Raw genomic sequence first — 24,599 nt, forward strand, 5'->3', positions numbered from 1 at the left:
GGAATGAGCACCACGGCGTCGCATCGTTCCTGGAAGTCCATCGCGTCGAACCGCTCCGTGCTGTCCATCGGAAGCAATCGCTCCATCCTCAGCATTGGCTCCACGGATTCCGTGTTGAGTGTCGGTTCCGCTGGATCGGTGTTGTCGGTCGGCTCGTTTTTGTCCGTGGGCACCGTCATGTCCGCGGTGTCCGTCGCGGCCATCCTGTCGTGGCTTTCAGTCGGGGGAGTCCTCGCGAAGGGGCGACGGAGGCGCGGTTAGTTCCACCCTCGGGGGTTCACATCCATCTCCGCAGTGCGCCGCTCGAACTCGGCCTTGAGTGCTGCGGCCACGTCGGGATACCGCGCCGATACGTCGTAATTCTCGCCTGGATCCGCGTCGAGGTCGAATAGCCATGGCCCCTGTGCGGTGACCGAGAGCCCGTCCGCGTTGCCGCTGGGCGCATCGACATAGTCGGTCACGGCGTGATACTTGAACCGGCCGTCGCTCACCGCAAGCAAGTCCAGGCCGGAGTAGAAGTAGTAGAACTCGCTCGCAGCATCGGACGTCCCGTCGATGAGTCCCGCCATGCTGGAGCCGTCGAGTTTGCGGTCCGTGGGTGCGGCGATGCCGAGCCACTCCAGCACCGTGGGGAACACGTCCGTACCCATCGTCATCGCGTCGATAGTGCGGCCGCCGTCGAGGCCCGCAGGCCAGTGGGCAAGGAACGGCACCAAGAATCCGCCCTCGTATACCGAGCCCTTGCGGCCCCGATGGTCGCCTGCGCTGCCCTGGTACCAGGGGCCGTTATCGCTCGTGACGATCAGGAGGGTGTTGTCGAGCTCGCCCGTCTCCTGCAGGGTCTCGACGAGACGGCCGATGCCATCGTCAAGTCCCTCGACCACGTCACCATAGAGCCCGGCGTCCGACCGTCCGAGATTGTCCTCACTGGTAGTCAGCGGTTCGTGTGGGTAGTGGTGGGCGAGATACAGGAAAAACGGCGCGTCATCCGCGGCGCCCTTGTCGATCACCTTCACGGCCTCATCCGTGTACAGCGCGTCGAGCCTGAGACTCGTCGACACCCTCGACGACGTCACCGTCGCGGTACAGCACGAACGGGTCCATGTCGTGAGAGAAGTACGAGCCCACGAACGAGTCGAACCCGAAGTCTGTGGGTAGCGACCCCTCCGAGTCTCCCAAGTGCCACTTGCCGATCATGGAGGTCGTGTAACCCGCCGCGTGCAGGGTGTCGGGCAGCGTGATCTCCTCCTGCGTCAGGGGAGAGGCGCCGGACTCGTCGTTGAGAAACGCGAGGTCGCCCTCCGACGGAAACAGCACGGCGGGGACGTTGGCCCGGGGGCCTAGCCGCCCGGTGAGGAGCCCTGCGCGTGACGGGGTACACACCGCAGAAGGTGCGTGATAGTTCGTGAGTACCACGCCAGCCTTGGCGAGCGAGTCCAAGTGAGGCGTGGCGACTGGAGTGTCGGCCATGAAGCCCACGTCCCCATAGCCGAGGTCGTCGTAGTGCACGATGACGACGTTGGGGGCGTCTGCGGCCACGCCCGCCGCGGCGACGTCGGCGAGGTAGTCGAACTTGCCGTCGGTCGCGCGTGCGATGGCTTGTGCTGGAGACCCATCCTGGTTGACGTCGGACACACGAGACGCATCGTGTGCGTCGTTTCCCGTGTGGGTGAAGGAATATGCGAGCGCGCCAAGAACGACGACGGTTGTCAGTGCCACGCCGGTCGCGGCGCGTGCGCGTGACGCCCGACCACGAGTCGGCGTGCGCTCAGTGTCCGTCACGAGCACCAACCTAGGGCACGGGTGGGGTCGTGGCCGTCAGGACTGCTCTGCGTCGTATCTGACATAATGTGCATTATCGGCGTTACGGAGGGGGTGACGCCGAGGAGCGTTCCTCGTGGCCAGTCCGCACCCGTCATGCCCGCCACACCGTCTCCTCGTCGACACGTTCCTCGGTGCGCGTCATGCCGAGACGCCCGGCAACGCGATCCGAGGCCAGGTGTCCGTCGGCAATGTTTGCGCTGAACTCCCGCACGCCGTGGCGCGTGAGATGGTCAATCATGAGCCTGGCCGCACGAGTGGCGATCCCGCGGCCCTGATACGCCGGGTGGACGAGCCACGCGACCGATGCCGCCCAGGGTTCCTCGCGAAGCATGAGCGTTGCCTGGACATAGCCCACCGCGGATCGAGTCGCGGTGTCCCTGATGATCCAGTTGAGCCAGGCTTCATCGCCGGCCGGTGACACGCCACGTGACTGTCTGACATAACGTTGCCGCAGTGCCTCCAGTGACGGCGCCGTGTCGCCCGTGAAGACATACAGCGAGGGTTCGGCGAGGACCCGCACCATCTCGTCCGCATGGTTCGGGCTCAGCGGCTCCAACGACACCACCGCGTCACCGAGCGGCGTACAGCGTGGCGACCCCGCCCCGCCCGCCGGGCTCATCGGCGTGCGTCCCCCACAGAAAGGCTCGATGCGATTCGCCCACGGGTCGTCGAACGCGAGCGTCTGGCCGTCGTGCGCCAGGGCGACCCCCGCGAAGGTGAGCCTCTCCCCTGCCTCCCCGACAGCATCGGCCGTCGGTAGAGCGATACGCACCAGGCCAAGGCCGAGGGCGGGCGCGCGCAGGCCCGCACCGCGGGAGTTCCACACGTTCATGGCCATGTGATGGTGATATCCACCCGCCGAAACGAACAGCGCCGAGCCAGGCATCGCGAAGGTCTGGTCGAAGCCCAGGGCATCCACGTAGAACTTGCGAGCCGTGTCGACGTCGCCCACCGACAGGTGAATGTGGCCCACCGTCGCGGGCGCCAGGCCCTCCAGAGCGTCGGCCGTGTCCCGCACCAGGTGCTCGTCGAGGAACGCGTTCGGGTCCACGTACATCGAGCCCATCTCGACCTGGCCGTGCACCCATGACCATGCGGTGCGTTCCCGGTCCCAGTACAGGCTCCACGCCGTTGCCCTCGGGGTCCGTCATGTAGAACGCGATCGACACCAGGTGGTCGGCGCTGCCGGTGTAGGTGCCGGGATACCGGCGCGCGATCGAGTACAGCGAGCGCGCCAGTTCCGCACGGGTGTCGAACACGATCGCGGTGTGAAACAGCCCTGCAGACCCGCTCGGCGCCCAGGACAACTCGGGTGCGTGTTCCAAGATCACTACCGGCACTCCCCCACGGCCGAGCGTCGCCACGCCGTCTGCCAGGGACAACAGTTCGAGCAGGACCCCATCGCGGTAGTAGCCGATCATGGCGTCGAGATCGGCAACCTTGAGCGTGACAGCGCCCATGGCCGTCGCGACGTCGAGGGAGTCCGGCCGCTGCGCCGGCGAGGCGGTCATGCGAGGTCCAGAAGGTGGCCGGTGACCTCGCGCTTGGTGGCGAGGTAGCGGGCGTTGGCGGCGGTCAGGTGGACGCCGGTGGGAACCTGCTCGGCGACCTCGAGCCCGTACCCGCGCAGGCTGCTCCGCCTTGTCCGGGTTGTTGGACAGGAGGCGGATGCGGTCGGCGCCCACGGCGGCGAGCATCTGCGCCACCATCGCGTAGTCACGCTCGTCGTCGGCGTGGCCCACGGCACGATTTGCCTCGTAGGTGTCGAGCCCGGCATCCTGCAGCGCATACGCATCGAGCCTTGGCGTACAGGCCGATGCCGCGGCCCTCCTGGCGCAGGTACGCCAGGAAGCCGCCGGTGGTGGCAATGCGCTCGGCCGCCTCGCGTAGGCGAGGGCCGCAGTCGCAGCGCTCGGAACCGAACACGTCGCCCGTGAGGCACTCGGAGTGCGGTCGCATGAGGGGCGCCTCGCCTCCTGCGGCGGATGCCGCAAGCGCGCCTCGCCAGTCGCCAAGGCCGAGCAGGAGGTGCTCGCGACCATCAACGAGGCCAGTGAAGGTCATCACCTCGGCGTCGGTTCCGTAACCATCCGCGAAGCGCAGGGGGACGCGCACGGAGGTGCGCAGGTTGGCAACGGGTACGGCGGCGTTGCGCGAGGCCGATGCGGGGGCCGCGGTGGCGGCAAGGGCGACGGTCGACATGGTTCTCCTCCGGGTGGTCGAGCCCAGCGTAGGCCCGATTACTTGAGGATTCAACTACATTATCGTGTCGGGCATTCCCGCGATGGCGGAGGCGCCCGTAGCGGCGCCCTCAGGCGCGTCGCCCAGGCTCGCGTCCCAGCGCAAGCAGCCCGGCGAGCAACGCCTCCCGCTCCCCCGGCTCGAGCCCCGCGAGGATCCGTGACTCGTTGGCGGCGTGGGCGGCGTGCGCGGTGGACTGCACAGCCCGGCCCTCCTCGGTGAGGCGCACGCGCACCACTCGGCGGTCGGCCTCGTCGCGCCTGCGGGTGACGAAGCCGCGCTGCTCGAGGCGCTGGACCCGGTGCGTGGTGGTGCCCGAGGAGATCAGCAGGGCGCGGTCCAACTCCCCCGGCGTCAGTTCGTACGGTGCTCCAGCGCGCCTGAGGGCGGCGAGGACGTCGAACTCCCAGGACTGAAGGCCGTGCTCAGCGAACACCGCATCGAGCCTGTCCTGCACCAGGTCCGCGAACCGCGACAGCCGTCCGATGATGGGGAACGCCTCGAGGTCGAGGTCTGGACGCTCGCGCCGCCAGGCACCGTAGAAGGCGTCGACGGCGTCGGGCTGGCGATCGGGCATGTCCGCCATCATGCCAGCGGAATATCTTGACGTCGAGATACGTCTGATATCTTGACATCGAAATATCTTCCCGAAGAAGGCCGTCATGAACACCCTGCGCACGCTTGCCCACACCGCGCTCGCGCCCATCACCTGGGGTACCTCGTACCTGGTGACCACCGAATTGCTTCCGGACGGCCGCCCGCTCCTCACCGCGACACTCCGTGCCCTACCCGCGGGGATCGCGCTTCTCGCACTCACCCGAGTCCTCCCCCGCGGCGACTGGTGGTGGAAGGCCGCCGTGCTCGGCACGCTCAACATCGGCGCGTTCTTCGCCCTCATGTTCGTGTCCGCCTATCGGCTCCCCGGCGGCATCGCCGCCACGCTCGCCGCGGTCCATCCGTTGGTGACCGCGCTTCTCGCCGGGGCGGTGCTCCACGAGCGCGTCTCCCCGCTCGCCCGAGCGGCGGCGGGCGCAGGCGTAGCGGGCGTCGCACTTCTCGTCATCACGCCATCGGCCCGCCTCGACGCGTGGGGCATCTTGGCGGGGCTCGGGGCGGCGCTCTGCACCTCCGCAGGGGTCATGTTGACCAAGCGCTGGGGACGCCCCGTGCCCATGCTGGCCTTCACCGGGTGGCAGTTGGTCGCGGGTGGCCTGGTGCTGCTGGTGCCACTGCTCGCACTCGAGGGCCTGCCATCGGGTCTCACCGCCAACAACCTGCTGGGCTACGCCTGGCTCGCCATCCCCGGCACGGCCATCGCCTACCTCCTGTGGTTCGGCGGCATCCTCAAGCCTTCCTGCGACCCAGGTGAGCCTGCTGAGTTTCCTCACACCGCTGACGGCGGGCGCGCTCGGGTGGTCGATCCTCGGTCAGTCGCTGAGCGCCACCCAACTCGTGGGCGGAGGCGTGGTCCTCGCGGCCGTCGCGGTCGGAGCATTCGCCGGACGCCCCCGGGCCGTCACCCCCGCCGAGGCCCCCGACGCGTCAGCGCTGGGTGACGACGACGGTCACGGAGTCGCCGATGTCCTTGCCGAGCGCCTTCCTCACCTTGGCGCTGAGGGAGATCATGTGGCCACCGCGGCCGGTGACCATCGCGCCCACGTTGCTGAGGGACACGTCGTCGACCGTCGCGTCGACGCGGACCGAGCGGCCGGTGCCGAACAGTTCTGCGGAGTCAGGAATCTCGACGCATGACCACGTCTCGCCCTTGACCTCGACGCCGATCACCGCCTCGAACCGTGCGGACGGCTGGTGCTGCGAGTCGTCGCTCATCGGCCCACGTACTCCTTGAGGTGCTGGCCTGTCAGGGTCGAGGCATCGTCTACCAGCGCCGCGGGCGTCCCCTCGAACACCACCGCGCCGCCATCATGCCCCGCTCCCGGACCCATGTCGATAATCCAGTCCGCGTGAGCCATCACGGCCTGATGGTGCTCGATGACGATGACCGTCTTGCCCGAGTCCACCAGTCGGTCCAGAAGGCCCAACAGCGTCGATACGTCCGCCAGATGCAGGCCCGTGGTCGGCTCATCGAGCACGTAGACGTCGCCCTTCTCGGTCATCCGCGCGGCCAGGCTTGAGGCGCTGGCGCTCGCCGCCGGACAGTGTCGTGAGCGGTTGGCCGAGCCTTGAGGTAGCCAAGGCCCACGTCCTTCATGCGCTCCAGAATCCTGTGCGCGGTGGGGGTCTTGCCGTCGCCTGCGCCGAAGAACTCCTCCGCCTGTGCGACCGACATGCGGAGAACCTCGGCAATGTTCTTGCCCCCCAGGGTGTGCTCGAGAACGGACGCTTGAAAACGGCGGCCCTCGCACTCTTCGCACAGGGTCTCGACCGAGTCAAACGGTCCGAGGTCCGTCACGGTCACTCCGGCGCCCTTGCACACCGGGCACGCGCCCTCGGAGTTCGAGCCTGAACAGGGCGGGCTTGACCCCATTCGCCTTGGCGAAGGCCTTCCGGATCGGGTCGAGTAGGCTGGTGTAGGTCGCGGGGCTCGACCGGCGGGACCCTCGGATGGGGCTCTGGTCCACTGCGATGACGTCCTCACGCGGGGTCACGGACCCGTGGATGAGCGATGACTTGCCGGAGCCCGCGACACCGGTGACCACCACGAGAACCCCGGTCGGGATATCGACGTCAACGTCACGCAGGTTGTGCGAGCGGGCGCCACGTACCTCGATGACACCCGTGCCGGCACGCACCGCGTCCTTCAGGCCCGCGCGATCGTGCAGATGCCGCCCCGTGCGTGTGTCCGCCGCCGCAAGGCTCGGCGGGCGTTCCCTCGAACACCACCTCGCCGCCGTCGGTGCCGGCGCCCGGACCCATGTCGACCACGTGATCGCCAATGGCGATGGTCTCTGGCTTGTGCTCCACCACGAGCACGGTGTTGCCCTTATCGCGCAGCCTGCAGCAGCAGGTCGTTCATGTTCTGAATGTCGTGCGGGTGCAGCCCGATGGTGGGCTCGTCGAACACGTACGTGACGTCCGTGAGCGCCGACCCGAGGTGCCGGATCATCTTGGTGCGCTGCGACTCTCCCCCGACAGCGTGCCGGTGGGCCGCTCGAGCGACAGATAACCCAGTCCGATGTCGACGAAGGCGGTCAGTACGGCCCGGATGCCATCGACGAGGGGCCCGGCGGCGGGCAGATCGACGCCTGCAAACCACGTGGCGAGGTCGGTGATCTGCATGCGGCAGAGGTCCGCGATGGACTTGCCCTCGATGACGGAGGCTCGCGCGGTCTCGTTCAGACGAGTCCCGTCGCAATCCGGGCATGTCTGGAAGGTCACCGCTCGCTCCACGAACGCGCGGATGTGCGGCTGCATGGACTCCTTGTCCTTGGCCAACATCGACTTCTGGATGCGCGGGATGAGGCCCTCGTACGTCATGTTGATGCCGTTGACCTTGACCTTGACGGGCTCCTTGTAGAGGAAGTCGTCGCGCTGACGCTGAGTGAAGTCCTTCACGGGAGTGTCGCCGTCGAAGAAGCCGGCCTCAGCATAGATCCGGACCATCCATCCATCGGCGGTGAACCCTGGCACGGTGATGGCTCCCTCGCGCAGCGACTTGGACTCGTCCACCACTTGGCTGAGGTCGATGTCCGACACGGCGCCCATGCCTTCACACCGGGGGCACTGGCCGCCCTGGATAGAGAACGATCGCACTTCCTTGGTGGTGGTCCCGCGGCTGTTCTCCATCTGCACGGCGCCCTGGCCGGAGATCGAAGCCACGTTGAACGAGTACGCCTGGGGCGAGCCGATGTGGGGCTGCGCGACCCGTGAGAAGAGCATGCGGAGTAGTGCGTTGGCGTCGGTGGCGGTTCCCACGGTGGAGCGTGAGTTGGCCCCCATCCGCTCCTGGTCCACCATGATCGCGGTGGTCAGTCCCTCCAGCGAGTCCACGTCGGGGCGGTTGAGGGACGGCATGAAGCCCTGGACGAAGGCCGGGTAGGTCTCGTCGATGAGGCGCCGCGACTCCGCCGCGATGGTGCCGAACACGAGCGAGCCTCTTTCCTGAGCCCGAGACGCCGGTGAAGACCGTGAGGCGGCGCTTGGGAAGATCGACGGAGACGTCGCGCAGGTTGTTCTCGCGCGCTCCGCGCACGCGGATGATGTCGTGGCTGTCAGCCTGGCTCACGGGGACTCCTTGGGGTGGGCCGATGCGGTGGGTGGACCTAGTCTGCCAGGCCCATCACGGGCGCTGCTGGAGGCGAATGAGGTTGCCTGCGGGGTCGCGCAGTGCACAGTCGCGGACGCCGTAGGGCTGGTCGGTGGGCTCCTGCACGATCTCGACGTCGTGTCGCTCGATCTCGGCGAAGGCGGCATCGACGTCGGGGGTGGCGAGGAGGAGGGAGGCGAACGTGCCCTTCGCCATCATGTCCGCGATGACGTCCTTCTCGGCGTCCGTGATTCCCGGGTTGGCCTGGGGTGGATACAGCACGATGTTGGTGTCGCCTTGGCCGGCGGGGCCGATCGTGAGCCAGCGCATGGCGCCTTGGCCCACGTCGAGACGCACCTCGAAGCCGAGGACGTCGCGGTAGAACGCCAGCGAGGCTTCCGGGTCGGCCAGTGGAAGGAAGGAGGAGTGGATGGTGAGGTTCATGACCTCACCGTAAGACGCTGACCGGCACCGTGGCTTCTCGATTCCTGACCGGTCGTGCGACGTCCCGGGTGATGAGGGTGGGCAGCCCTGCCGTCGCATCGGCCGTGTGCTCGCGGTACACGCCGGGCGACATGCCGACCAACTCGGTGAAGCGTGTCGTGAAGGTGCCGAGCGAGGCGCACCCCACTGCCAGGGCAACCTCGGTCACGCTGAGGTCGCCGCGCCGCAGCAGCGCCATGGCCCGCTCGATGCGACGCGTCATGAGGTACGAGTACGGACTCTCGCCGTATGCGTCACGAAACTGCCGTGAGAAATGCCCCGCGGACATGCCCACGCCGGCCGCGATCAGGCTCGACGTTCAGCGGGAGGGCGTGCTCGCGATCCATGCGGTCCCTGGCGCGGCGCAGGAGCGCGAGATCGCGCAGGCGCTGCTCACGCGAGGTGGTCATGCCGTCATCGTGGCACGGATGGTAGCGCCGTGAGCGTCATGAGTGGCGCATTCACGCGGGCCACCGCCTCCGTGTCCAGACCAAAGAAGGCCCAGGTGCCGCGCTTCTCGCGCGTGACTAGGCCCGCATCATGCAGCAGGCGCAGGTGATGCGAGACGGTGGGCTGACTCAACCCGAGCGGCGCCTCAAGGTCGCAGGCGCAGACGGCGCCGTTGGCGGCGAGGATGCGGAGAATCCTGAGCCGCGTGGGGTCCGCCACCACCTTCAGCAGTGCGGCAGCCGCAGCGTCATCGCCCTCCGGAACCACTAGTGCGGTGCCGGGGCTGCACACGTCTCCAGCGAGGAGGTTCTCTCGGATCGCCATCTCACCAGGCTAGCCCGTACATCGGCATTCATCAATATTGACAGTGATCGATATAAGAGCCATGCTGGCCGCATGAGCGACTCCCACCCCTCCGTCATCTTTGTGTGCGTCCACAACGCCGGCCGGTCCCAGATGGCCGCAGGATTCATGCGCCACCTGTCCGCCGGTGCCGTCGAGGTCCGGTCCGCGGGCTCCATGCCCGCCGAGCACATCAACCCGGTCGCCGTCGAGGCGATGCTCGAGGTCGGCATCGACATTCGTGAGGAGCAGCCCAAGGTGCTCACTCCCGATGCGGTCCAGGCGTCCGATGCCGTCATCACCATGGGCTGCGGCGACGCGTGCCCCTACTACCCCGGCAAGCGTTACGAGGACTGGGTCCTGGAGGACCCCGCAGGACAAGGGATTGACGCGGTGCGTCCCATCCGTGACGAGATCAAGGCGCGTGTGGAGGCGCTCCTCACGCAGGCTCACGGCATGAGCACGCTGGCCCCTCGCACCGCCCCCGCGCGTCTCAGCACCCTCGACCGGTGGCTGCCGCTGTGGATCGCGCTGGCGATGCTCGCAGGCATCGGCCTCGGCGAGTACGTGCCGTTCGTGGGCGACGCCCTCGAGGCGCTCGAGGTGGGCGGCATCTCGCTGCCGATCGCACTCGGCCTGCTCGTCATGATGTACCCCGTTCTCGCGAAGGTCCGCTACGACAAGGTCGCGGCCGTCACGGGTGACAGACGGCTCCTCATCAGTTCGCTCGTCCTCAACTGGCTGGTGGGGCCCGCCGTCATGTTCGCCCTCGCCTGGACCTTTCTGCCTGACCTCCCCGCCTACCGCACGGGGCTGATCATCGTAGGGCTTGCCCGATGCATCGCGATGGTGGTGATCTGGAACGACCTTGCCTGCGGAGACCGCGAAGCAGCTGCCGTGTTGGTCGCCATCAATTCCGTGTTCCAGGTGGTCGCGTTCTCGGTCCTTGGCTGGTTCTACCTCGCGGTGCTTCCCGGGTGGCTGGGCCTCGAGACTCAGGGGCTCGACGCGTCAATGGGCACGATTGCACTCAATGTCCTCGTCTTCTTGGGTGTTCCCCTGGTGGCGGGGTTCGTCTCCCGCGCCGTGGGTGAGCGTGCCAGGGGGCGCGAGTGGTACGAGGAGACGTTCCTACCCCGCATCGGCCCCTGGGCGCTCTACGGACTGCTCTTCACCATCGTGTTGCTGTTCGCGCTCCAGGGTGAGCAGGTGATCGCACACCCGTGGGACGTGGCACGGATCGCCCTGCCGCTGCTGTGCTACTTCGCGGTCATGTGGGGCGCGGGCATGGCGACCGGACGCGCGCTTGGCCTCGGGTACGCACGCACCACCACGCTCGCCTTCACCGCGGCGGGCAACAACTTCGAGCCTTGCCATCGCCGTGGCCATCGGAACATTCGGCGCCGCCAGCGGCGAAGCACTCGCCGGGGTCGTCGGCCCGCTCATCGAGGTGCCCGTCCTGGTCGCACTGGTGTACGTGACCCTCTGGCTTCGCCCTCGCCTGTTCGCCGCATAGTCCGAGGGTCGGGAGCCTTTCCCAGTACCGGGAACCCTCAAGCGGGAACAACCCTGGTATCAGGCTCGTTCACTTCCCAGAGAGCAGGCACCACCCCCGCCTGCCGTCACACGATGAGGGAGGCTGACATGGCTGATCGAGCACTGCGAGGAATGCGACTGGGAACCCAGAGCATGGAAGCACCGGGCAACTCCGAACTCGCGGAGCGCCGCGATGTTCACTACGACTGCCCCAACGGCCACGTGGTGACACTGCCGTTTTCCGTCGAGGCCGACGTCCCGCTGTCCTGGGAATGCCACTGCGGCGCGCTCGCGCTGCTGCGTGACGGCGACCGCCCCGCGGAGACCGACACCAAGGCCGCCCGCACCCATTGGGACATGCTGCTCGAGCGCCGCACCATTCCCGAGCGAGGAACTGCTCGACGAGCGCCTCGAACTGCTCCGGGCGGGCCGCATCGGCGCCTAGCCCGCTACTTCTCCCGTGAGAGCGCGCGACGCACCTGCGTCGCGCGCTCTTTCATGCCCCACGCAGTGGTCTTGATGAGCGCCTCGCGAATGATCGCCCCCGACATCTTCGACTGGCCCTGCTCGCGCTCGACGAAGGTGATCGGCACCTCGACCACCACTCCCCCGGCTTTGACGACTCTCCACGCCATGTCGATCTGGAAGCAGTATCCCTGGGACTCCACCGCGGAGAAATCGAGCCTCGCGCAAAGTGTCGGCGCGGTAGGCGCGGAAGCCCGCCGTCGCATCGTGCACACCCAGGCCCAACATCAGGCGCACATAGGTGTTGGCCCCCGTGGACAAAAGTCGGCGGTGCGTCGGCCAGTTGACCACCGAGCCTCCCGGCACCCAGCGGGAACCGATTGCGAGGTCCCACGCTCCGGGGGCGCCCAGCACGGAGGGCAGGTCGACGGCCCGGTGGGAGCCGTCGGCGTCCATCTCGACCAGCACGTCGTACCCGCGCTCCAGACCCCAAGCAAAGCCCGCGAGATACGCGGCGCCCAAGCCGGCCTTGCCGGGCCGATGCAGCACGTGGACGTGCTCGTCGGCGGCGGCGCGCTCGTCAGCCCACAGTCCGGTGCCGTCGGGCGAGTTGTCGTCGGCCACCAGGATGTCCACGTCAGGAGCCGCTGCACGTACCGCGGCCACCTGGACGGGAAGCGACTCGCGCTCGTTGTACGTGGGGATGATGACGAGAGTTCGGGTCACCAGTCATACCTCTCTCGGATGGTCCGTCCGGCGGCGGAGGTCACCAGGATGATGGGGACGATGAGGAAGCCCCAATGCCACAGGTGCCTCAGTCCCACCGCCGGGGTGATCTCCGTGCGAAGCGGCAGCGTGGCGTAAAGCCTGATCGGCGGTGAAGAGCTCTGTCGACTCCACGAGCCTGCCGTTCGGTGTCACCACTGCGGAGACGCCAACGGTCGAGATCTGGATTGCGGCGCGGCCCGTGGTGATGGCCGCCAGGCGCGTCATCTGCAACTGCTGCGTGGACTCCGCGGTCAGGCCGAAGGCTCGCGTTGTTGGTGGGAACCAACAGCGCCTCGGCGCCCTCGGCGATCGCGTCGGTGATGATCGCGTCGTAAGCGATCTCGAAACAGATGGGGGTTCCGACGGTCACGACCCTGTTCAGTGCGGCGACCGGAACGTCGATGGTGGCGGAGCCCGTACCGGGCAGGACCTCGGTCTGAACGAGGTCGACGGCGTCAGAGAATCGCGACACGAAGTCACGGATGGGGATGTACTCGGCGAAGGGCGCGGGCCGCTGCTTGTTGTACGAGTCGATCACGGAGCCAGCCTGCGACCACAGCAGCATCGTGTTGTACCGGCCATCCTCGGGCGAGTAATCGTTCGTACCGAGCAGCAGCGGCGCCCCCGCCGCCTGAGCCGACGCGGTCACGAGCGCCTCGGACTCCTCATCCGCCCGCGGATCGTAGTCGGACGAGTTCTCGGGCCACAGCAGCAGGTCGATCGGGCCGGGGTCGGATTCGACGAGCGCGAGGGTCCCGTCGTGGTGATTCTTGGTCACCTCGCGCGCCTGCGAGAACGCGTCGAGCCCGGTGTTGGGAACGTTGCCCTGGACGGCGCCGACGCGCAGCGTGCCGTCCTGAGCCTGAGTGTCGATGGGTACGAAGAGGCCGCCGATGAGCAGCACGGCGCCCACGATGGGCGCAGCGCCTGCGAGGACGAGTCTGCGGGTCAGTGCGGCCTCGATCGCGAGTCCCAAGCACCCCGCGACGACGGCGACCACGAACGCGGTCAACGGCACGCCGCCGAGCCACGCGAAGCGTGCGATGGGCGCGTCGACCTGCGAGTACGCGATCCGGCCCCACGGGAATCCCCCGAAGGGGATGAGCGAACGCAACTGCTCCATGCCGACCCAGAGCAGGCCGAAGGCGAGCGGCGACCACCACGGCGGGCGTCCACTCATGAGGGGTGAGCGGCGGACGCACACCCAGGCCGCACCGAACAGCGCCATGAAGGCCCCCTCGGCGATGCTCAGCGCCACCCATGGCACCTTGCCCACCGAGGCATCGGCCCACGTGAGGTGTGGCAGCAGGAAGGCGATGGAGAAGAGCCAAGTCAGGAGGAACCCACGCCACACCGTCGTCTCGCGCAGCGCGAGCCATAGCATCGCCAGCGCGGCGTACACGAGTGGCCACCAACCGAGGTCGGGAAAGCCTGCGTTGAGCACGAGCCCGCCGCCGACGGCAAGGAGCAGGGTGATCAGGACGCGAGGCACCGGACCAGCCTACTTTCGTCCGCGCGAGGCACTCGCCACCCGCGCCGCGCTAGTACGCGACCACTCCCCTACGCATGGCCTCGATGGCGGTCTGCGCGCGCGTCCTGACGACGTCGGAGGGAGCCACCTGGGCGACCTGGTCGAGGACGTCGATGACCTGCTTGCACCACCGCACCATGTCGCCGGGAGCGATCTCGGAGTCCTTGAGGGCGACATCGAGGTTCTTGCCCTGCGCCCAGGCGTGGATCGCGGAGACGATGCCCCACTGCGGTGCTGGTGCGTCGGGCAGGCGATGCGCATGCTGGAGGTCGTCGATCCGCGACCACGCCCGCACGGTGTCCTTCAGGGCCCGGCCCAGCACTCCGCCAGGCCCGCCGGGGATGTGCGGGGTGCGGGTCTCGTCCTCGCGCCTGCCGCCATACAGCAGCGTGGAGACGGCGGCGGCGAGAGCAGGCGGATGCAGTTCCTGCCACACCCCCGTGCGCAGACACTCGGCGATCACCAGGTCGTTGTCCGAGTACAGGCGCTTCATCAGTGCGCCGGCATCCGTCACGGCAGTGTGGGGGCCGTCACCGTCGAGGTAGCCAAGTTCGCGCAGCACCGCGCACCGTCGGTCGAACAACGCGGAGATCGATCCGGTCGCGCGCGCGATCTCGCCGGTGAGGCGATCACGGTCACGCAGCGTGCGGTGATAGCGCTCCGCCCAGCGGGCGTGCTGTTCGCGGTCGGGACAGGAGTGGCACGGGTGAGCCGCCATCTCCCGACGCAGCGCGTCGACACGCTGCTGCTGGTGGTCTTGTTCCGGCGCGGCCTTGCGCCGGGACGGCGCATCGAACGTCTCGCGTGCCGCAACGATCTGTTGAGCGAGTTCGCGGCGGACGCGTGCGTTGCGCGTATCGACACCCTTCTTGACCTTGATCGCGCCCACGGCGTCGATGCCGGATTGCAGGTCCGCGATCGCCAGACGGAAGGCACGCGCATCGTCGCTCACGACGGTCGGGCGCGGTGCGTCCACGTGGTCGTCCGGCACGGTCACGACCGCGAATCCCTGGCGCTTGCCCGAGCCGATGCGCACCACGTCTCCACGCCGGAGCGCGGTGAGGGTCTCGACACCGGCCTCCCTGCGTTGGCGCTTGACCAGGCGCGACGAGTCCTTCTGCGCCCGCGTGATGCGCTCCCTGAGAGCCGCGTACTCCATGAAGTCGCCCTTGTCGCAGGTCGCGGTCTCCCGGTAGGCGTTCAGGGTGGATTCGAGTTCCCTCGCACGCCGGGCCTTGCCCACCACGTTCTGGTCGGCCTGATACTGCGCGAAGGACAGTTCGAGCAGGCTCGCGCGCCTTGTCCACGCCGGACTGAGCGACGAGGTTGATCGCCATGTTGTACGACGGCGCGAAACTGGACACCAACGGGTAGGTGCGCCGCGACGCGAGCCTTCCCAACTGCGGAGCGTCGAAGCCGGGGTGTTCCACCACCACCGCGTGGCCCTCGATGTCGATGCCGCGACGGCCCGCGCGGCCCGTGAGCCTGGGTGTACTCGCCTGCCGTGAGGTCCTTGTGTCCCTGGCCGTCCCATTTGACGAGCCTTCTCGAGCACCACGGAGCGCGCGGGCATGTTGATGCCAAGCGCCAACGTCTCGGTGGCGTACACCACCTTGAGCAGCCCGCCTGCGAAGAGCCCTCCACGACCTCCTTGAACAGTGGGATCATGCCTGCGTGGTGTGCCGCGATGCCCGCCTCGAGGTGATCGCGCCACCGCAGGTAGCCGAGCGCGCCAAGGTCCGCGGTGGGGATGCCCGAGCATCGTTCGTCGACAATGCGGCCAATCTCGGCGGATTCCTCGGGAGTCGTCAGTTGCAGACCGGCGGCGCGCACCTGGTCCACCGCGTCCTCGCAGCCGGCGCGGGAAAACACGAACACGATCGCGGGAAGGAGTCCCTGCTGATCCAGGACGTCAACGACCGCGAACCGCGGAGGCGCACGGCGCCCCGCCGGCTTGCGTCCGCCCCTGGTGGGCCTGCGACCGCGGCCCGCGAAGGCCTCCCCGAACGCGAGCGGCGCGTGATCGCCTCAGGCTCGGGGTTGAGGCGGGGGTTGGGGCCAGGGTCCTGAGGGTCGACGCCAGGCGAGTACAGATCAAAGATCCCCTCGCGCACGAGCACGTGGGGCCACAAGGGAACGGGCCGATGCTCGGACACGATGACCTTGGTGTCCCCCTGACCTCGGTGAGCCAGGCGCCAAACTCCTCGGCGTTACTGACGGTGGCGGACAGGCAGATCAGGGCCGTGCGCTGGCCCAGGTGAATGATGACTTCTTCCCACACGGAGCCGCGGAACCTGTCGGCGAGGTAGTGCACCTCGTCGAGCACGACGGCGCCGAGGTTGTCGAGGTCGCGGGAGCCCGCGTAGATCATGTTGCGCAGGACTTCGGTGGTCATGACGACGATGGGAGCGTGCGCGTTGATCGACGTGTCGCCGGTCAGGAGCCCGACGTTCTCCGTGCCGTAGGTGCGCCGCAGGTCGTTGAACTTCTGGTTGCTGAGCGCCTTGATGGGTGTGGTGTAGAACGCCTTCTCGCCACGTTCGAAGGCGTGCCGCACGGCGAATTCGCCCACGAGGGTCTTGCCTGCGCCGGTGGGAGCGGCGACGAGGACGGAGTGGCCGTCCGCCACGGCCTCGCATGCCTCCCTCTGGAATCGATCGAGAGGAAACGACAGCGACGACTCGAAGTTTGAGAGGTCGCTGCGCTGAGAGCGGGCGCGGGCCGCCGCGAAGCGTTCGGCGGGAGAGGTCATGGCGTCAGGTTAATCGCGCGGCGGTGCCAGAACGTGCAGCGCGCCCGGAGCACAGCGCACCGTCCACGGCGCGGGCCCGAGGATCTCGCCATCCGCCGATGCCGCTGGCAGTGGCGCGCCTCCGGGAGCGGGGGCGAGTTCCACGGAGGTGGCGCGTGTGACGTGGACCGCGGGGTGGTCGAGGTGAGTGCCCCGCTGCAGCCGAGGCAGGATGGCGGCGATCTGCGGGAGTGTGAGTGCGTCGGCGGTGATCACCTCGAGGAAGCCGTCCGTCAAGTCGGAACGCGGGGACAGCGGAATGCCCCCGCCGATGGTGGTGCCGTTGGCCACCGCGACGAGGGTGTACCGATCGTCCTTCCAGGCGTGGCCGTCCACTGTGAGGCGCGCGCCATAGGGCCGGAAGTGAGGCAGGCTCGAGGCCGATCGCAACCTTGTATTTCGAAGTGCCACGGGGAAAACGCATGCGCATCCCCCGTGCGGCGATGGCGGCATCGATCCCCGCGGAAAGCACGCCCGCGAAGTAGCGGCTTCGCGGGACCGCGCTCGCTGTAGCGTCCGTCGCCACTCCCAGATCGATAGTCAGTCGACTTGCTGGGTTTGTCAGGGACTCGTGGATGATCCGCACGGCTGCCTCGACGTCTCGCACCGGCAGCCCCAGCGTGGCGGCGAAGTCGTTGCCGGAACCCGCGGCGACAATCCCGAGCGGTAGCGAGCGCTCGCCGCAGACCTGGAGCCCGAGATGCACCATGCCGTCCCCGCCCACGACCACGAGCGCGTCAAGGTCGGAAACGACGGCCTGGGCCGCGTCGCGTGCCTCGCGCCAGGTGGCGCGGGTGAGGTCGATGACCTGGTGGCCGTGCGCGGCGAGCGTCGCCAAGGCTTGTGCTCCGGGCGCCGCTCCCCTGCCGGAGGCCGCCGCGGGGTTGGTGACGACGCCGAGCAGGCTCACAGGTCCTCGAGTGAGGGACGCTTGCGTTCGCGGAGCCACCCCACGCCGATGCCCGCGAAGTACAGCGCCACCATCGGGAACGCCATGGTGAGCATGGTGAACACGTCGGGCGTGGGGGTCAGCACTGCGGCGGCGATGAAGATGATGAGGACCGCCCATCGCCAGGCACGCAACCAGGTGGCAGTCCGCACGATGCCCGCCCAGGTCAGGAACACCATCAAGACGGGGAAGATGAACGCCACGCCGAACGCCAGGAAGAGCCTCATGGTGAAGGTCATGAGCATCTGGGCATCCAGGACGTTCGAGCCGCCCTCGGGGGTGAATCCCGTGAGAATCACGACCGCGCGAGGGTAGACCCACGCGGCGAGCGCAAGCCCACCGACGAAGAGCGGGATGGCCGTGCCAAGAAACCCGACCGTGTACCACTTCTCGCGCTTCTTGAGTCCTGGTGCCACGAACGCCCACAACTGATAGAGCCACCAGGGCGACGAGATCACGACGCCCACGAAGAGGGCCACCTTGATCTGCATGTCGAGGGCCGTCACCAACCCCGCGAAGTTCACGGTGACAAGCGCGTCCTGCTCCGCCGCGGCTTCGAGAATGGGGCGCTGTAGCGCCTCGAAGACCGGTTCGTAGAGGAACCATCCCGCGACCGCACCCACGGCGATGCCGGCGATAGCGAGGATCAGACGGTTGCGGAACTCCCTCAGATGCGCGCCCAGCGGCTGCCGGGCGTCGGGATTCGCCCTGCGCGGGCGACTACTTGCCACGTGCCTCGTCGTCAGTGGGAAGGCTCGACCGTCGACTCGGCCACGGCGGGCGTCGAGGGTGCCTGCGCCTGGGAAGGCTGCGCAGTCTCGGGCTTCGCGTCCTTGTCTGAACGCAGGTTGCTCGTCTCGTCCTTCAGGATGTTGAGCGACTTGCCGATGCTGCGTGCCGGCTCCGGGAGCCTTGGGCGCGCCGAACAGCAGCACCACGATCACCAGAATGATGATCCACTCGCGTGCTCCCATGGGATTCCTCCAAATGTCGGGGACTGCGAACGAGTCTAGTCGCCCTGCGCGGCCAGGACGCCACGCGCTCTGTCCGCCAGTGCCGTGCGCAACGCGGCGGGTTCCACGGAGACCAGGTGGGGTGCGATGGCGAGCAACCGGCCCGCGGTCCAGCCCGGGTTGGCGACGCCGAACGTGGCGGTGACGGTCTCGTCGCCGTCGGCCATGATGGTGACGCCGGGGAGATCCTCGACGGCCCACCGTGCCGCGCGCTCAAGCGTCACGGTGGCCGCGTACCGCTGCGTGAGCGAGAAGCCATGGGTGTCGACCGGAGGGTGAGTGACCTCGCTTGTGGTCGGCACCGCTGAAGCGATGCGGTCGAGCCTCAACGTGCGGTGGTCCTCCGCGCGCCTGCACCAGCACTCGAGGTAGGCCGCGCCATCGATCACCACGAGGCGATGCGGCTCCACGGTGCGTTCGGTGCGCCGGTCCTGGGCGTCGACGTAGTCGAGAATCACGGCGGTGCCCGTGACCATGCCGGCCTCGAGGACGGACCGCACCTCGTCGCGAACGGGCGATGACGCCGAGACGTCCACGCTGACCCCGCCCACGGCGCCCCGGAGCTTTTCCATCACGCTCGCCGAGGCGGCAGGCGCCGCACCAGCGGCGGAGAGGGCGGACAACGCGCCCATGAGTGCGGCGGCCTCGCGAGCCGAGAACGACACCTGAGACACGCCCTGGCTGTTGGTGAGGTCCGCGATGCCCTGATCGAACAGAAAGCCGTCGAAGTCGATGAGGTCGTCGTACTGGTGGCCCGGCAGGCCCGAAACCCACAGGGTCTCGACATCGGCTCGCACCTGGCGTTCACTGACGCCGAAGTGGTCGGCCAACTCAGTGAACGGCGTAGCGCCGTGTATCTCGAGGTAGTGGACGATGCCGAGGAGGCGTGTCAGTCGACCCAGGGTGCGATCAGCCACGGGCCACCTCCAGGGCGGCGCGTGCGTGCGAGCGCACCGCCGCCACGAGTGCGTCTGGCGCCACGGCACGGGCGGCACCACCAAGAGCCAATACCTCGTCGCGCAGGGCATCGAGATGCGTGTAGTCGACGTCCAGGAGGTCCCAATCGCCGTCCTCACCGGCCGCGCGACCCCGCGCGCGCAGGGCGTGGGCGGCCTCGGGACGTACCGCGATAGTGGCCGTGCCTGGTGTGCCTGATGGCATGAGCGACGCGTCGATCGATTCGGGGACGTCGAACGCTCCCTGGTCCCCCACGGCCTTGACCGGGCCGGCGACCCGCGACAGGCGATACGTCCGCGGGGCATCGCGGTCAACGTCGTAACCGATGAGGTACTCCGCTCCCCCGCTGAGACGCACGCGCCATGGCTGCACGCGGCGTCGCGCCGTGCCCGATGACGCCGAGGCGTACTCGAAGGCGACCTCCTGGCGAGCCTGGATGGCCTCCACCAACTGGGCCGTCGCATCGGTCAACCGGGTGGACAGCGCGGCAAACGGAAGCGCCTCGGCCGCGGCGTGCGCCGATCCGGAGGCCGCCTTGATGAGCGCGTGGCTGGCGTCCTCGCCGAGCGTGACACCATGCCAATAGTCGGCGGCAAGGCTCAACACGGCACGCTCGGCGGGCGTGAAGTCGAGCGCGGGCAGGCGTGCCTGCGACGGGTCGATGCGGTACCCGATGTCGTCGCCATACGCCTGGTGCCGCACGGTGACGACGGGGACGCCAAGCCGCCTGAGCCTTGTCCTTGTCACGCTCGAACATCCGCTCAAACGCGGCGTCACGGCGTGCTCGTTCTGCCCCATCCCACGCAGGGTCGGCCTTCTCGTAGCCGTCCACCGAGGCACGGATCTCGTCCTTCGTCATCCGCGTGCGCGCATGCATGAGCGCGATGATGAGCCCCAGGAGCCGCTCCTCGGCGGAGATGGCCATCTAGACGCGCACCGCCAGCAACTCGGTCGCGAGGATCGCGCGCGCGCCTGCTGCGTACAGGCTTGTCCATGATCTGGTTCATCTCGGTACGGGGAACCATGACGCGCACCGCGTGCCAGTCCTTGCCGTGCAGGGGCGTCACCGTCGGAGCCTCCATACCGGGGTTGACCGCGATCGAGGCTTCCAGGTGTGCGTTGGGGACGTCGTAGTCGACGAGCACGAACTGACGCGCCATCAGCACGCCTCGAAGACGCCCGGTGAGGACCGCAATGTCTTCCTCGGCGGCGTCCGCGCGGCGGATCAAGATGGCTTCGGACTTCAGGATGGGGTCCCCGAAGATCTCCAGGCCGGCGGCCCGCAGCGTGGTGCCGGTCGAGACCACGTCCGCCACCGCATCGGCCACACCCAGGCGCACCGATGACTCGACGGCGCCGTCGAGGCGCACCACCTTGGACTCGACACCGAAGGACTTCAGGTGGTGCTTGACCAGGCGCGGGTAGGCTCGTGGCCACTCGCCTGCCTTGCGCCTGCTGGATATCGGTGATGTCGCCCGCGGGAGCCGCGTAGCGGAACGTCGAGCCACCAAAGCCGAGCTCCAGGTGCTCGACGGCCTCCGCACCAGAATCCAGAAGCAGGTCGCGGCCCGTGATGCCCGCGTCGACGGTGCCCGAGCCCACGTAGACCGCGACGTCCCTGGGACGCAGGAAGAAGAACTCCACGTCGTTGCGGGCGTCGTGCAGTACCAGTTCGCGGGAGTCGCGGCGCTGCTTGTAGCCGGCCTCCTTCAGCAACTGGCAGGCGGGTTCGGACAGTGATCCCTTATTGGGGACAGCAATGCGCAGCACTTCGATACCTCAAAGATTCTTGTAGACGTCGTCCAGCGAAATGCCCTTGGCGACCATCATCACCTGGGCCCAGTAGAGCAGGCGAGAGAGTTCCTCCGCCGCCTCCTCGTCGCTTTGATGCTCGCACGCCATCCAGGACTCGGCAGCCTCCTCGACCAGCTTCTTGCCGATCGCGTGGACTCCCTTGTCGAGCATCGCCACGGTGCCGGATCCCTCCGGACGCTCCTCCGCGCGACGCTGCAACTCCTCAAACAGGCTCTCGAACGTCTTCACGCCGCCAGCCTAGTGGGGACGCGGCGGGGCGGCGCAATCGCGCGCCCGGGCACGGCGCGCGTGACTAGAGCGCGCGCAGGAGAAGCGCCGTGGACAGAGCAGCCTCGACCGCCTCGGCGCCCTTGTCCTCCTTGGAGTCCTCGAGGCCGGCGCGGTCCAGTGCCTGTTGCACGTCGTCGACGGTCAGGAGGCCAAATCCTACGGGAACGGCGTGGTTGCGCGCCACGTCCGTGAGGCCGTCGGTCGCGGAGGCGCACACGTACTCGAAGTGCGGCGTCTCTCCCTGCACCACCACGCCGAGGGCGACGATCGCATCGGCGCCCTTGCGGGCCAGGTGCTCGGCGACGACGGTCGGCTCGAAGGCCCCGGCGACACGGGTGACGCGATACTCCGCACCAGCGGCCTGGGCGGCACGCACGGCACCGTTGACGAGGCCATTCATCACGTCGGTGTGCCACAGGCTCGCGACGATCTCGACCTTCAGGCCGCGGCCATCGACCTCAAGCGCGGGTGCGCCGTCTCCACTCATGCGTTGTCTCCTAGCAGGTGTCCCATGCGCTCGACCTTGGTGAGCAAGTACTGGGCGTTCTCGGGGTGTTCGCCGTAGTGGTGAGGAACGCGCTCGGACACGCTGATGCCCGACGCGCGCATGGCCTCGACCTTGGCAGGGTTGTTCGTCATGAGGCGCACCTCGGTGAGCCCCAGTTCGGTGAGAATGGCCGCCGCGGCGCCGTACTCGCGACGGTCGACCGGCAGTCCCAGTTCCGTGTTGGCATCCACCGTGTCGCGGCCCTGATCCTGCAGGTGGTAGGCCTGGATCTTGGCGACGATGCCGATGCCGCGTCCCTCGTGTCCACGCAGGTAGACGACGGCGCCACCCTCGGCGGCCACCCTGGCGATGGCGGCGTCCAGGCGTGGGCCACAGTCGCAGCGCAGCGAACCGAAGGCATCGCCGGTCAGGCACTCGGAGTGCACGCGCACCACGGGCAGTCCATCTCCGGGAACGGGTGCGGTGAGTGCCACGTGCTCCTCGCCCGTGCGCGCGTCACGGTACCCACGAATGGTGACGACGCCGTGCCGGGTGGGCAGGCGTGCTTCGCCGAGCGCGACCACGCGGTGCGGGGCAGGCTCCACGGCAATCGGCTCGTCGCCCTGATCCCTGCGGAAGGCGATGAGTTCCTCGATCGTCATGAAGACGAGGCCCTCACGCTCGGCGAGCGCGGTGGCGTCGCCGTAACGCATCATCGTGCCGTCGTCGTTGACCATTTCGGCGATGACACCCACGGGCTCGAGGCCCGCGAGGCGGCACAGGTCCACCGCCGCCTCGGTGTGACCGGGGCGGTGAAGCACTCCCCCTGCGACGGCTCGCAGCGGCAGCACGTGGCCGGGACGAATGACGTCGTCGGGGCAGGCCTCCGGCGAGGCCAACACTTGGAGCGTGCGGTGGCGGTCGGCGGCGGAGATGCCGGTGGTCACCCCAGAAGCCGCATCGACCGACACGGTGTAGGCGGTGCGGCGCGGGTCCTGGCTGTCGGGGACCATGAGCGGGAGGTTGAGGGCGTCGGCCTTCGGCCCCGGCATCGGCGCGCACAGGTAGCCCGACGAGTGGCGGATGCCCCAGGCGATCCACTCCACGGTGGAGGTCTGGGCGGCCATGATGAAGTCGGCCTCGTTCTCGCGGTGGTGCGAATCAGCGACCAGCACAGGTTTGCCGTCGCGAAGGTCCTGGAGGGCGCGCTCGACGCGCGCGGTCACCTCGTCAGTGGCGGCGGTCATGCCCGCTCCCCCAGCATCTTCTCGACGTACTTACCGATGACGTCGACCTCGACGTTGGCGGTGTCGCCCACGGCGAGCGAGCCAAACGTGGTCTCCTCAAGCGTGGTGGGGATCAAGGAGACCGTGACACGCGTGCCCTCGAGTTCCGCGACCGTGAGCGACGTGCCGTTGAGGGCGATCGAGCCCTTGCGGACCACGTAGCGCTCCAGGTCGGCGGGAATGTCGAAGGTCAGGTCAGTCCACTCCTCCTGAGCGTCGACCGCTACCAGCGTGGCGGTGCCATCGACGTGGCCGAGCAGCATGTGACCGCCGAGGCGGGCATCGGCGCGCAGCGCGCGCTCAAGGTTCACACGGTCGCCGACGGCGATGCCGGACAACGCGGTGGTGTCGAGCGTGATGCGCATCACGTCCGCGGTCCAGGACTCGCCATCGGAGGCCGCGACGGTGAGACAGACGCCGTTGACCGCGATGGACTCGCCGTGAACGTAGTCGCCGTCAAGGGACGCGCGAATGGTGAGCGTGCCGTCGATCCCGTGGCGGTCACGGCCTCAACCGTGCCGACCGTCTCGACGATGCCGGTGAACATCAGATTCCTCCATCAAGGTGAGCGATGACGAGTGTGTCGACGCCGAGGCGCGTCACGGTCACGTCCTGCCCTCTCAACGCATCCGCCATGGTGCCGATTCCCAGATCGGACACCGCGCTGGGACCCGCGCCAAGCAGTGCAGGCGCGATGTACACATGAATCTCGTCAACCAGGCCTGCGCGAAGGAAGGCGCTGAGAAGTGTAGGGCCTCCCTCGACGACAAGGGAGCGCGCCTCGCGGCTCCACAGCAGGTCGAGAACCTCGCGGGGGTCATGGCTCGCCACGGCGACGGCGTTCTCGTCGCGCCAGACCGCACTGCATTCGGTCTCACGCGTGCCGACCACGACGCGCAACGGCTGGTGTCCCTGCTCCTGTCCACCGGGGCGTGCCGAGAGCGAAGGATTGTCGGTGGCGACGGTGCCGGTACCGACGGCGATCGCATCGACGGTGCCACGGACCTGATGGGCGTGTTCGCGCGCGTCGTCGCCGGTGATCCAAGGCTCGTGCCGTCCGCCGCGGCCATGCGCCCGTCGAGCGTGGCGGCCCACTTCGCAATGACATAGGGACGCCCGCGCTCCATCGCCTTGCGCCAGCGCGCCGTCAGGGCCAGGGCTCCCCCGTGGGGAGTCAACGTTGC

The 24,599-nt window shown here is 68.2% G+C and carries 22 protein-coding genes and 9 pseudogenes; 5 read left to right on the top strand and 26 right to left on the bottom strand.

Annotated features, from left to right (window positions below):
* The first annotated feature begins 3 nt into the window (after positions 1–3).
* Positions 4–261: a hypothetical protein gene (locus QQK48_RS16860; protein ID WP_284329195.1), complete on the top strand. Its 258-nt coding sequence runs from the start codon at positions 4–6 to the stop codon at positions 259–261.
* On the opposite strand, the gene QQK48_RS16865 is transcribed toward QQK48_RS16860, so the two are convergent.
* The 6 genes and pseudogenes from QQK48_RS16865 to QQK48_RS16890 form a co-directional block, all read right to left on the bottom strand.
* Complete coding sequence (locus tag QQK48_RS16865; protein ID WP_284329196.1) at positions 258–1,076, bottom strand: sulfatase-like hydrolase/transferase; 819 nt, start codon at positions 1,074–1,076, stop codon at positions 258–260. The genes QQK48_RS16860 and QQK48_RS16865 overlap by 4 nt on opposite strands.
* Positions 1,021–1,782 carry a sulfatase-like hydrolase/transferase gene (locus QQK48_RS16870; RefSeq protein ID WP_284329197.1) on the bottom strand — a complete coding sequence of 254 codons (762 nt, stop codon included), beginning with the start codon at positions 1,780–1,782 and terminating at the stop codon, positions 1,021–1,023. The genes QQK48_RS16865 and QQK48_RS16870 overlap by 56 nt, the downstream gene beginning before the upstream one ends.
* A gap of 133 nt (positions 1,783–1,915) precedes the next feature.
* The gene (locus tag QQK48_RS16875; protein WP_284329444.1) at positions 1,916–2,389 is read right to left on the bottom strand and encodes a GNAT family N-acetyltransferase; all 474 of its coding nucleotides are present in this window, start codon (positions 2,387–2,389) and stop codon (positions 1,916–1,918) included.
* 81 nt (positions 2,390–2,470) lie between these two features.
* Positions 2,471–3,335: pseudogene (locus QQK48_RS16880) on the bottom strand (VOC family protein); the annotation flags it as partial.
* A gap of 205 nt (positions 3,336–3,540) precedes the next feature.
* On the bottom strand, positions 3,541–4,026 hold the full coding sequence (locus tag QQK48_RS20740; protein ID WP_431308383.1) for a GTP cyclohydrolase II: 486 nt from the start codon (positions 4,024–4,026) through the stop codon (positions 3,541–3,543).
* A gap of 109 nt (positions 4,027–4,135) precedes the next feature.
* Entirely contained in the window at positions 4,136–4,651 is a 516-nt protein-coding gene (locus QQK48_RS16890) for a MarR family winged helix-turn-helix transcriptional regulator (RefSeq protein ID WP_284329198.1), read from the bottom strand.
* Positions 4,652–4,727: 76 nt separating this feature from the next.
* Between QQK48_RS16890 and QQK48_RS16895 the strand changes: the two genes are divergently transcribed.
* Positions 4,728–5,621, top strand: coding sequence for an EamA family transporter (locus QQK48_RS16895; RefSeq protein ID WP_284329199.1), 894 nt, complete (start codon positions 4,728–4,730; stop codon positions 5,619–5,621).
* Here QQK48_RS16895 and QQK48_RS16900 read toward each other — a convergent pair.
* The 5 genes and pseudogenes from QQK48_RS16900 to QQK48_RS16920 form a co-directional block, all read right to left on the bottom strand.
* Complete coding sequence (locus QQK48_RS16900) at positions 5,608–5,895, bottom strand: DUF1905 domain-containing protein (protein WP_284329200.1); 288 nt, start codon at positions 5,893–5,895, stop codon at positions 5,608–5,610. The genes QQK48_RS16895 and QQK48_RS16900 overlap by 14 nt on opposite strands.
* A pseudogene (locus QQK48_RS16905) lies at positions 5,892–8,251 on the bottom strand (ATP-binding cassette domain-containing protein). Before QQK48_RS16905 ends, QQK48_RS16900 begins: the two are co-directional and overlap by 4 nt.
* Positions 8,252–8,305: 54 nt before the next feature.
* Positions 8,306–8,716 carry a VOC family protein gene (locus QQK48_RS16910; RefSeq protein WP_284329201.1) on the bottom strand — a complete coding sequence of 137 codons (411 nt, stop codon included), beginning with the start codon at positions 8,714–8,716 and terminating at the stop codon, positions 8,306–8,308.
* A gap of 4 nt (positions 8,717–8,720) precedes the next feature.
* Positions 8,721–9,165, bottom strand: a pseudogene (locus tag QQK48_RS16915) (helix-turn-helix transcriptional regulator).
* A 4-nt stretch (positions 9,166–9,169) separates the two neighbouring features.
* Positions 9,170–9,529: an ArsR/SmtB family transcription factor gene (locus tag QQK48_RS16920; protein ID WP_284329202.1), complete on the bottom strand. Its 360-nt coding sequence runs from the start codon at positions 9,527–9,529 to the stop codon at positions 9,170–9,172.
* A 72-nt stretch (positions 9,530–9,601) separates the two neighbouring features.
* Here QQK48_RS16920 and QQK48_RS16925 point away from each other — a divergent pair.
* The 3 pseudogenes from QQK48_RS16925 to QQK48_RS16935 all read left to right on the top strand — a co-directional run.
* Positions 9,602–9,982 (top strand): annotated as a pseudogene (locus QQK48_RS16925) (arsenate reductase ArsC); the annotation flags it as partial.
* 21 nt (positions 9,983–10,003) lie between these two features.
* Positions 10,004–11,063 (top strand): annotated as a pseudogene (gene arsB, locus QQK48_RS16930) (ACR3 family arsenite efflux transporter).
* A 128-nt stretch (positions 11,064–11,191) separates the two neighbouring features.
* Positions 11,192–11,458: pseudogene (locus QQK48_RS16935) on the top strand (RNA polymerase-binding protein RbpA); the annotation flags it as partial.
* 74 nt (positions 11,459–11,532) lie between these two features.
* Here the strand turns inward: QQK48_RS16935 and QQK48_RS16940 are convergent.
* From QQK48_RS16940 to QQK48_RS17000, 15 genes and pseudogenes are all read right to left on the bottom strand, one after another.
* A pseudogene (locus tag QQK48_RS16940) lies at positions 11,533–12,277 on the bottom strand (polyprenol monophosphomannose synthase).
* Positions 12,278–12,362: 85 nt separating this feature from the next.
* Entirely contained in the window at positions 12,363–13,808 is a 1,446-nt protein-coding gene (gene lnt, locus QQK48_RS16945; protein WP_284329203.1) for an apolipoprotein N-acyltransferase, read from the bottom strand.
* Positions 13,809–13,857: 49 nt separating this feature from the next.
* Complete coding sequence (locus QQK48_RS20745; protein ID WP_348523715.1) at positions 13,858–15,609, bottom strand: DEAD/DEAH box helicase; 1,752 nt, start codon at positions 15,607–15,609, stop codon at positions 13,858–13,860.
* 150 nt (positions 15,610–15,759) lie between these two features.
* A complete protein-coding gene (locus tag QQK48_RS20750) occupies positions 15,760–16,599 on the bottom strand; it encodes a DEAD/DEAH box helicase (protein WP_348523716.1) in 840 nt (279 codons plus the stop codon).
* A 9-nt stretch (positions 16,600–16,608) separates the two neighbouring features.
* On the bottom strand, positions 16,609–17,091 hold the full coding sequence (locus QQK48_RS22350; RefSeq protein WP_431308442.1) for a diacylglycerol/lipid kinase family protein: 483 nt from the start codon (positions 17,089–17,091) through the stop codon (positions 16,609–16,611).
* A 109-nt stretch (positions 17,092–17,200) separates the two neighbouring features.
* Positions 17,201–17,587 (bottom strand): annotated as a pseudogene (locus tag QQK48_RS22355) (diacylglycerol/lipid kinase family protein); the annotation flags it as partial.
* Positions 17,545–18,561: a twin-arginine translocase subunit TatC gene (gene tatC / locus QQK48_RS16960; RefSeq protein WP_284329205.1), complete on the bottom strand. Its 1,017-nt coding sequence runs from the start codon at positions 18,559–18,561 to the stop codon at positions 17,545–17,547. The pseudogene QQK48_RS22355 and the gene tatC, both read right to left, overlap by 43 nt.
* Positions 18,562–18,596: 35 nt before the next feature.
* Positions 18,597–19,517 (bottom strand): helix-turn-helix transcriptional regulator, encoded by a 921-nt coding sequence (locus QQK48_RS16965; RefSeq protein ID WP_284329206.1) that lies wholly within the window; start codon positions 19,515–19,517, stop codon positions 18,597–18,599.
* Positions 19,510–20,334: a helix-turn-helix transcriptional regulator gene (locus QQK48_RS16970; protein WP_284329207.1), complete on the bottom strand. Its 825-nt coding sequence runs from the start codon at positions 20,332–20,334 to the stop codon at positions 19,510–19,512. The genes QQK48_RS16965 and QQK48_RS16970 overlap by 8 nt, the downstream gene beginning before the upstream one ends.
* A 148-nt stretch (positions 20,335–20,482) precedes the next feature.
* Positions 20,483–21,327, bottom strand: a pseudogene (gene hisG / locus QQK48_RS16975) (ATP phosphoribosyltransferase).
* A 9-nt stretch (positions 21,328–21,336) separates the two neighbouring features.
* A complete protein-coding gene (locus QQK48_RS16980) occupies positions 21,337–21,600 on the bottom strand; it encodes a phosphoribosyl-ATP diphosphatase (RefSeq protein ID WP_284329208.1) in 264 nt (87 codons plus the stop codon).
* A gap of 64 nt (positions 21,601–21,664) precedes the next feature.
* The gene (gene ribH / locus QQK48_RS16985) at positions 21,665–22,129 is read right to left on the bottom strand and encodes a 6,7-dimethyl-8-ribityllumazine synthase (RefSeq protein ID WP_284329209.1); all 465 of its coding nucleotides are present in this window, start codon (positions 22,127–22,129) and stop codon (positions 21,665–21,667) included.
* Positions 22,126–23,376, bottom strand: a complete 1,251-nt coding sequence (gene ribA / locus QQK48_RS16990; protein WP_284329210.1) for a GTP cyclohydrolase II — start codon at positions 23,374–23,376, stop codon at positions 22,126–22,128. Before ribA ends, ribH begins: the two co-directional genes overlap by 4 nt.
* A complete protein-coding gene (locus QQK48_RS16995) occupies positions 23,373–23,906 on the bottom strand; it encodes a riboflavin synthase (RefSeq protein WP_348523812.1) in 534 nt (177 codons plus the stop codon). Before QQK48_RS16995 ends, ribA begins: the two co-directional genes overlap by 4 nt.
* A gap of 55 nt (positions 23,907–23,961) precedes the next feature.
* Positions 23,962–24,510, bottom strand: coding sequence for a RibD family protein (locus tag QQK48_RS17000; RefSeq protein WP_284329211.1), 549 nt, complete (start codon positions 24,508–24,510; stop codon positions 23,962–23,964).
* Positions 24,511–24,599: the final 89 nt, after the last annotated feature.

Origin of the sequence: Demequina litorisediminis (assembly GCF_030161615.1) — a bacterium.
Lineage (GTDB): Bacteria > Actinomycetota > Actinomycetes > Actinomycetales > Demequinaceae > Demequina > Demequina litorisediminis.

Bases quoted from the DNA above. Each gene is read 5' to 3' on its own strand.
- QQK48_RS16890 (WP_284329198.1), bottom strand. From the start codon at position 4,651: ATGGCGGACATGCCCGATCGCCAGCCCGACGCCGTCGACGCCTTCTAC.
- QQK48_RS16910 (WP_284329201.1), bottom strand. From the start codon at position 8,716: ATGAACCTCACCATCCACTCCTCCTTCCTTCCACTGGCCGACCCGGAA.
- QQK48_RS22350 (WP_431308442.1), bottom strand. From the start codon at position 17,091: ATGCCGCCATCGCCGCACGGGGGATGCGCATGCGTTTTCCCCGTGGCA.
- QQK48_RS20740 (WP_431308383.1), bottom strand. From the start codon at position 4,026: ATGTCGACCGTCGCCCTTGCCGCCACCGCGGCCCCCGCATCGGCCTCG.
- QQK48_RS20750 (WP_348523716.1), bottom strand. From the start codon at position 16,599: ATGACCTCTCCCGCCGAACGCTTCGCGGCGGCCCGCGCCCGCTCTCAG.
- tatC (WP_284329205.1), bottom strand. From the start codon at position 18,561: ATGGGAGCACGCGAGTGGATCATCATTCTGGTGATCGTGGTGCTGCTG.
- QQK48_RS16895 (WP_284329199.1), top strand. From the start codon at position 4,728: ATGAACACCCTGCGCACGCTTGCCCACACCGCGCTCGCGCCCATCACC.
- ribA (WP_284329210.1), bottom strand. From the start codon at position 23,376: ATGACCGCCGCCACTGACGAGGTGACCGCGCGCGTCGAGCGCGCCCTC.
- ribH (WP_284329209.1), bottom strand. From the start codon at position 22,129: ATGAGTGGAGACGGCGCACCCGCGCTTGAGGTCGATGGCCGCGGCCTG.
- QQK48_RS20745 (WP_348523715.1), bottom strand. From the start codon at position 15,609: ATGCTCGGGCATCCCCACCGCGGACCTTGGCGCGCTCGGCTACCTGCG.
- QQK48_RS16920 (WP_284329202.1), bottom strand. From the start codon at position 9,529: ATGGCGATCCGAGAGAACCTCCTCGCTGGAGACGTGTGCAGCCCCGGC.
- QQK48_RS16860 (WP_284329195.1), top strand. From the start codon at position 4: ATGAGCACCACGGCGTCGCATCGTTCCTGGAAGTCCATCGCGTCGAAC.
- QQK48_RS16900 (WP_284329200.1), bottom strand. From the start codon at position 5,895: ATGAGCGACGACTCGCAGCACCAGCCGTCCGCACGGTTCGAGGCGGTG.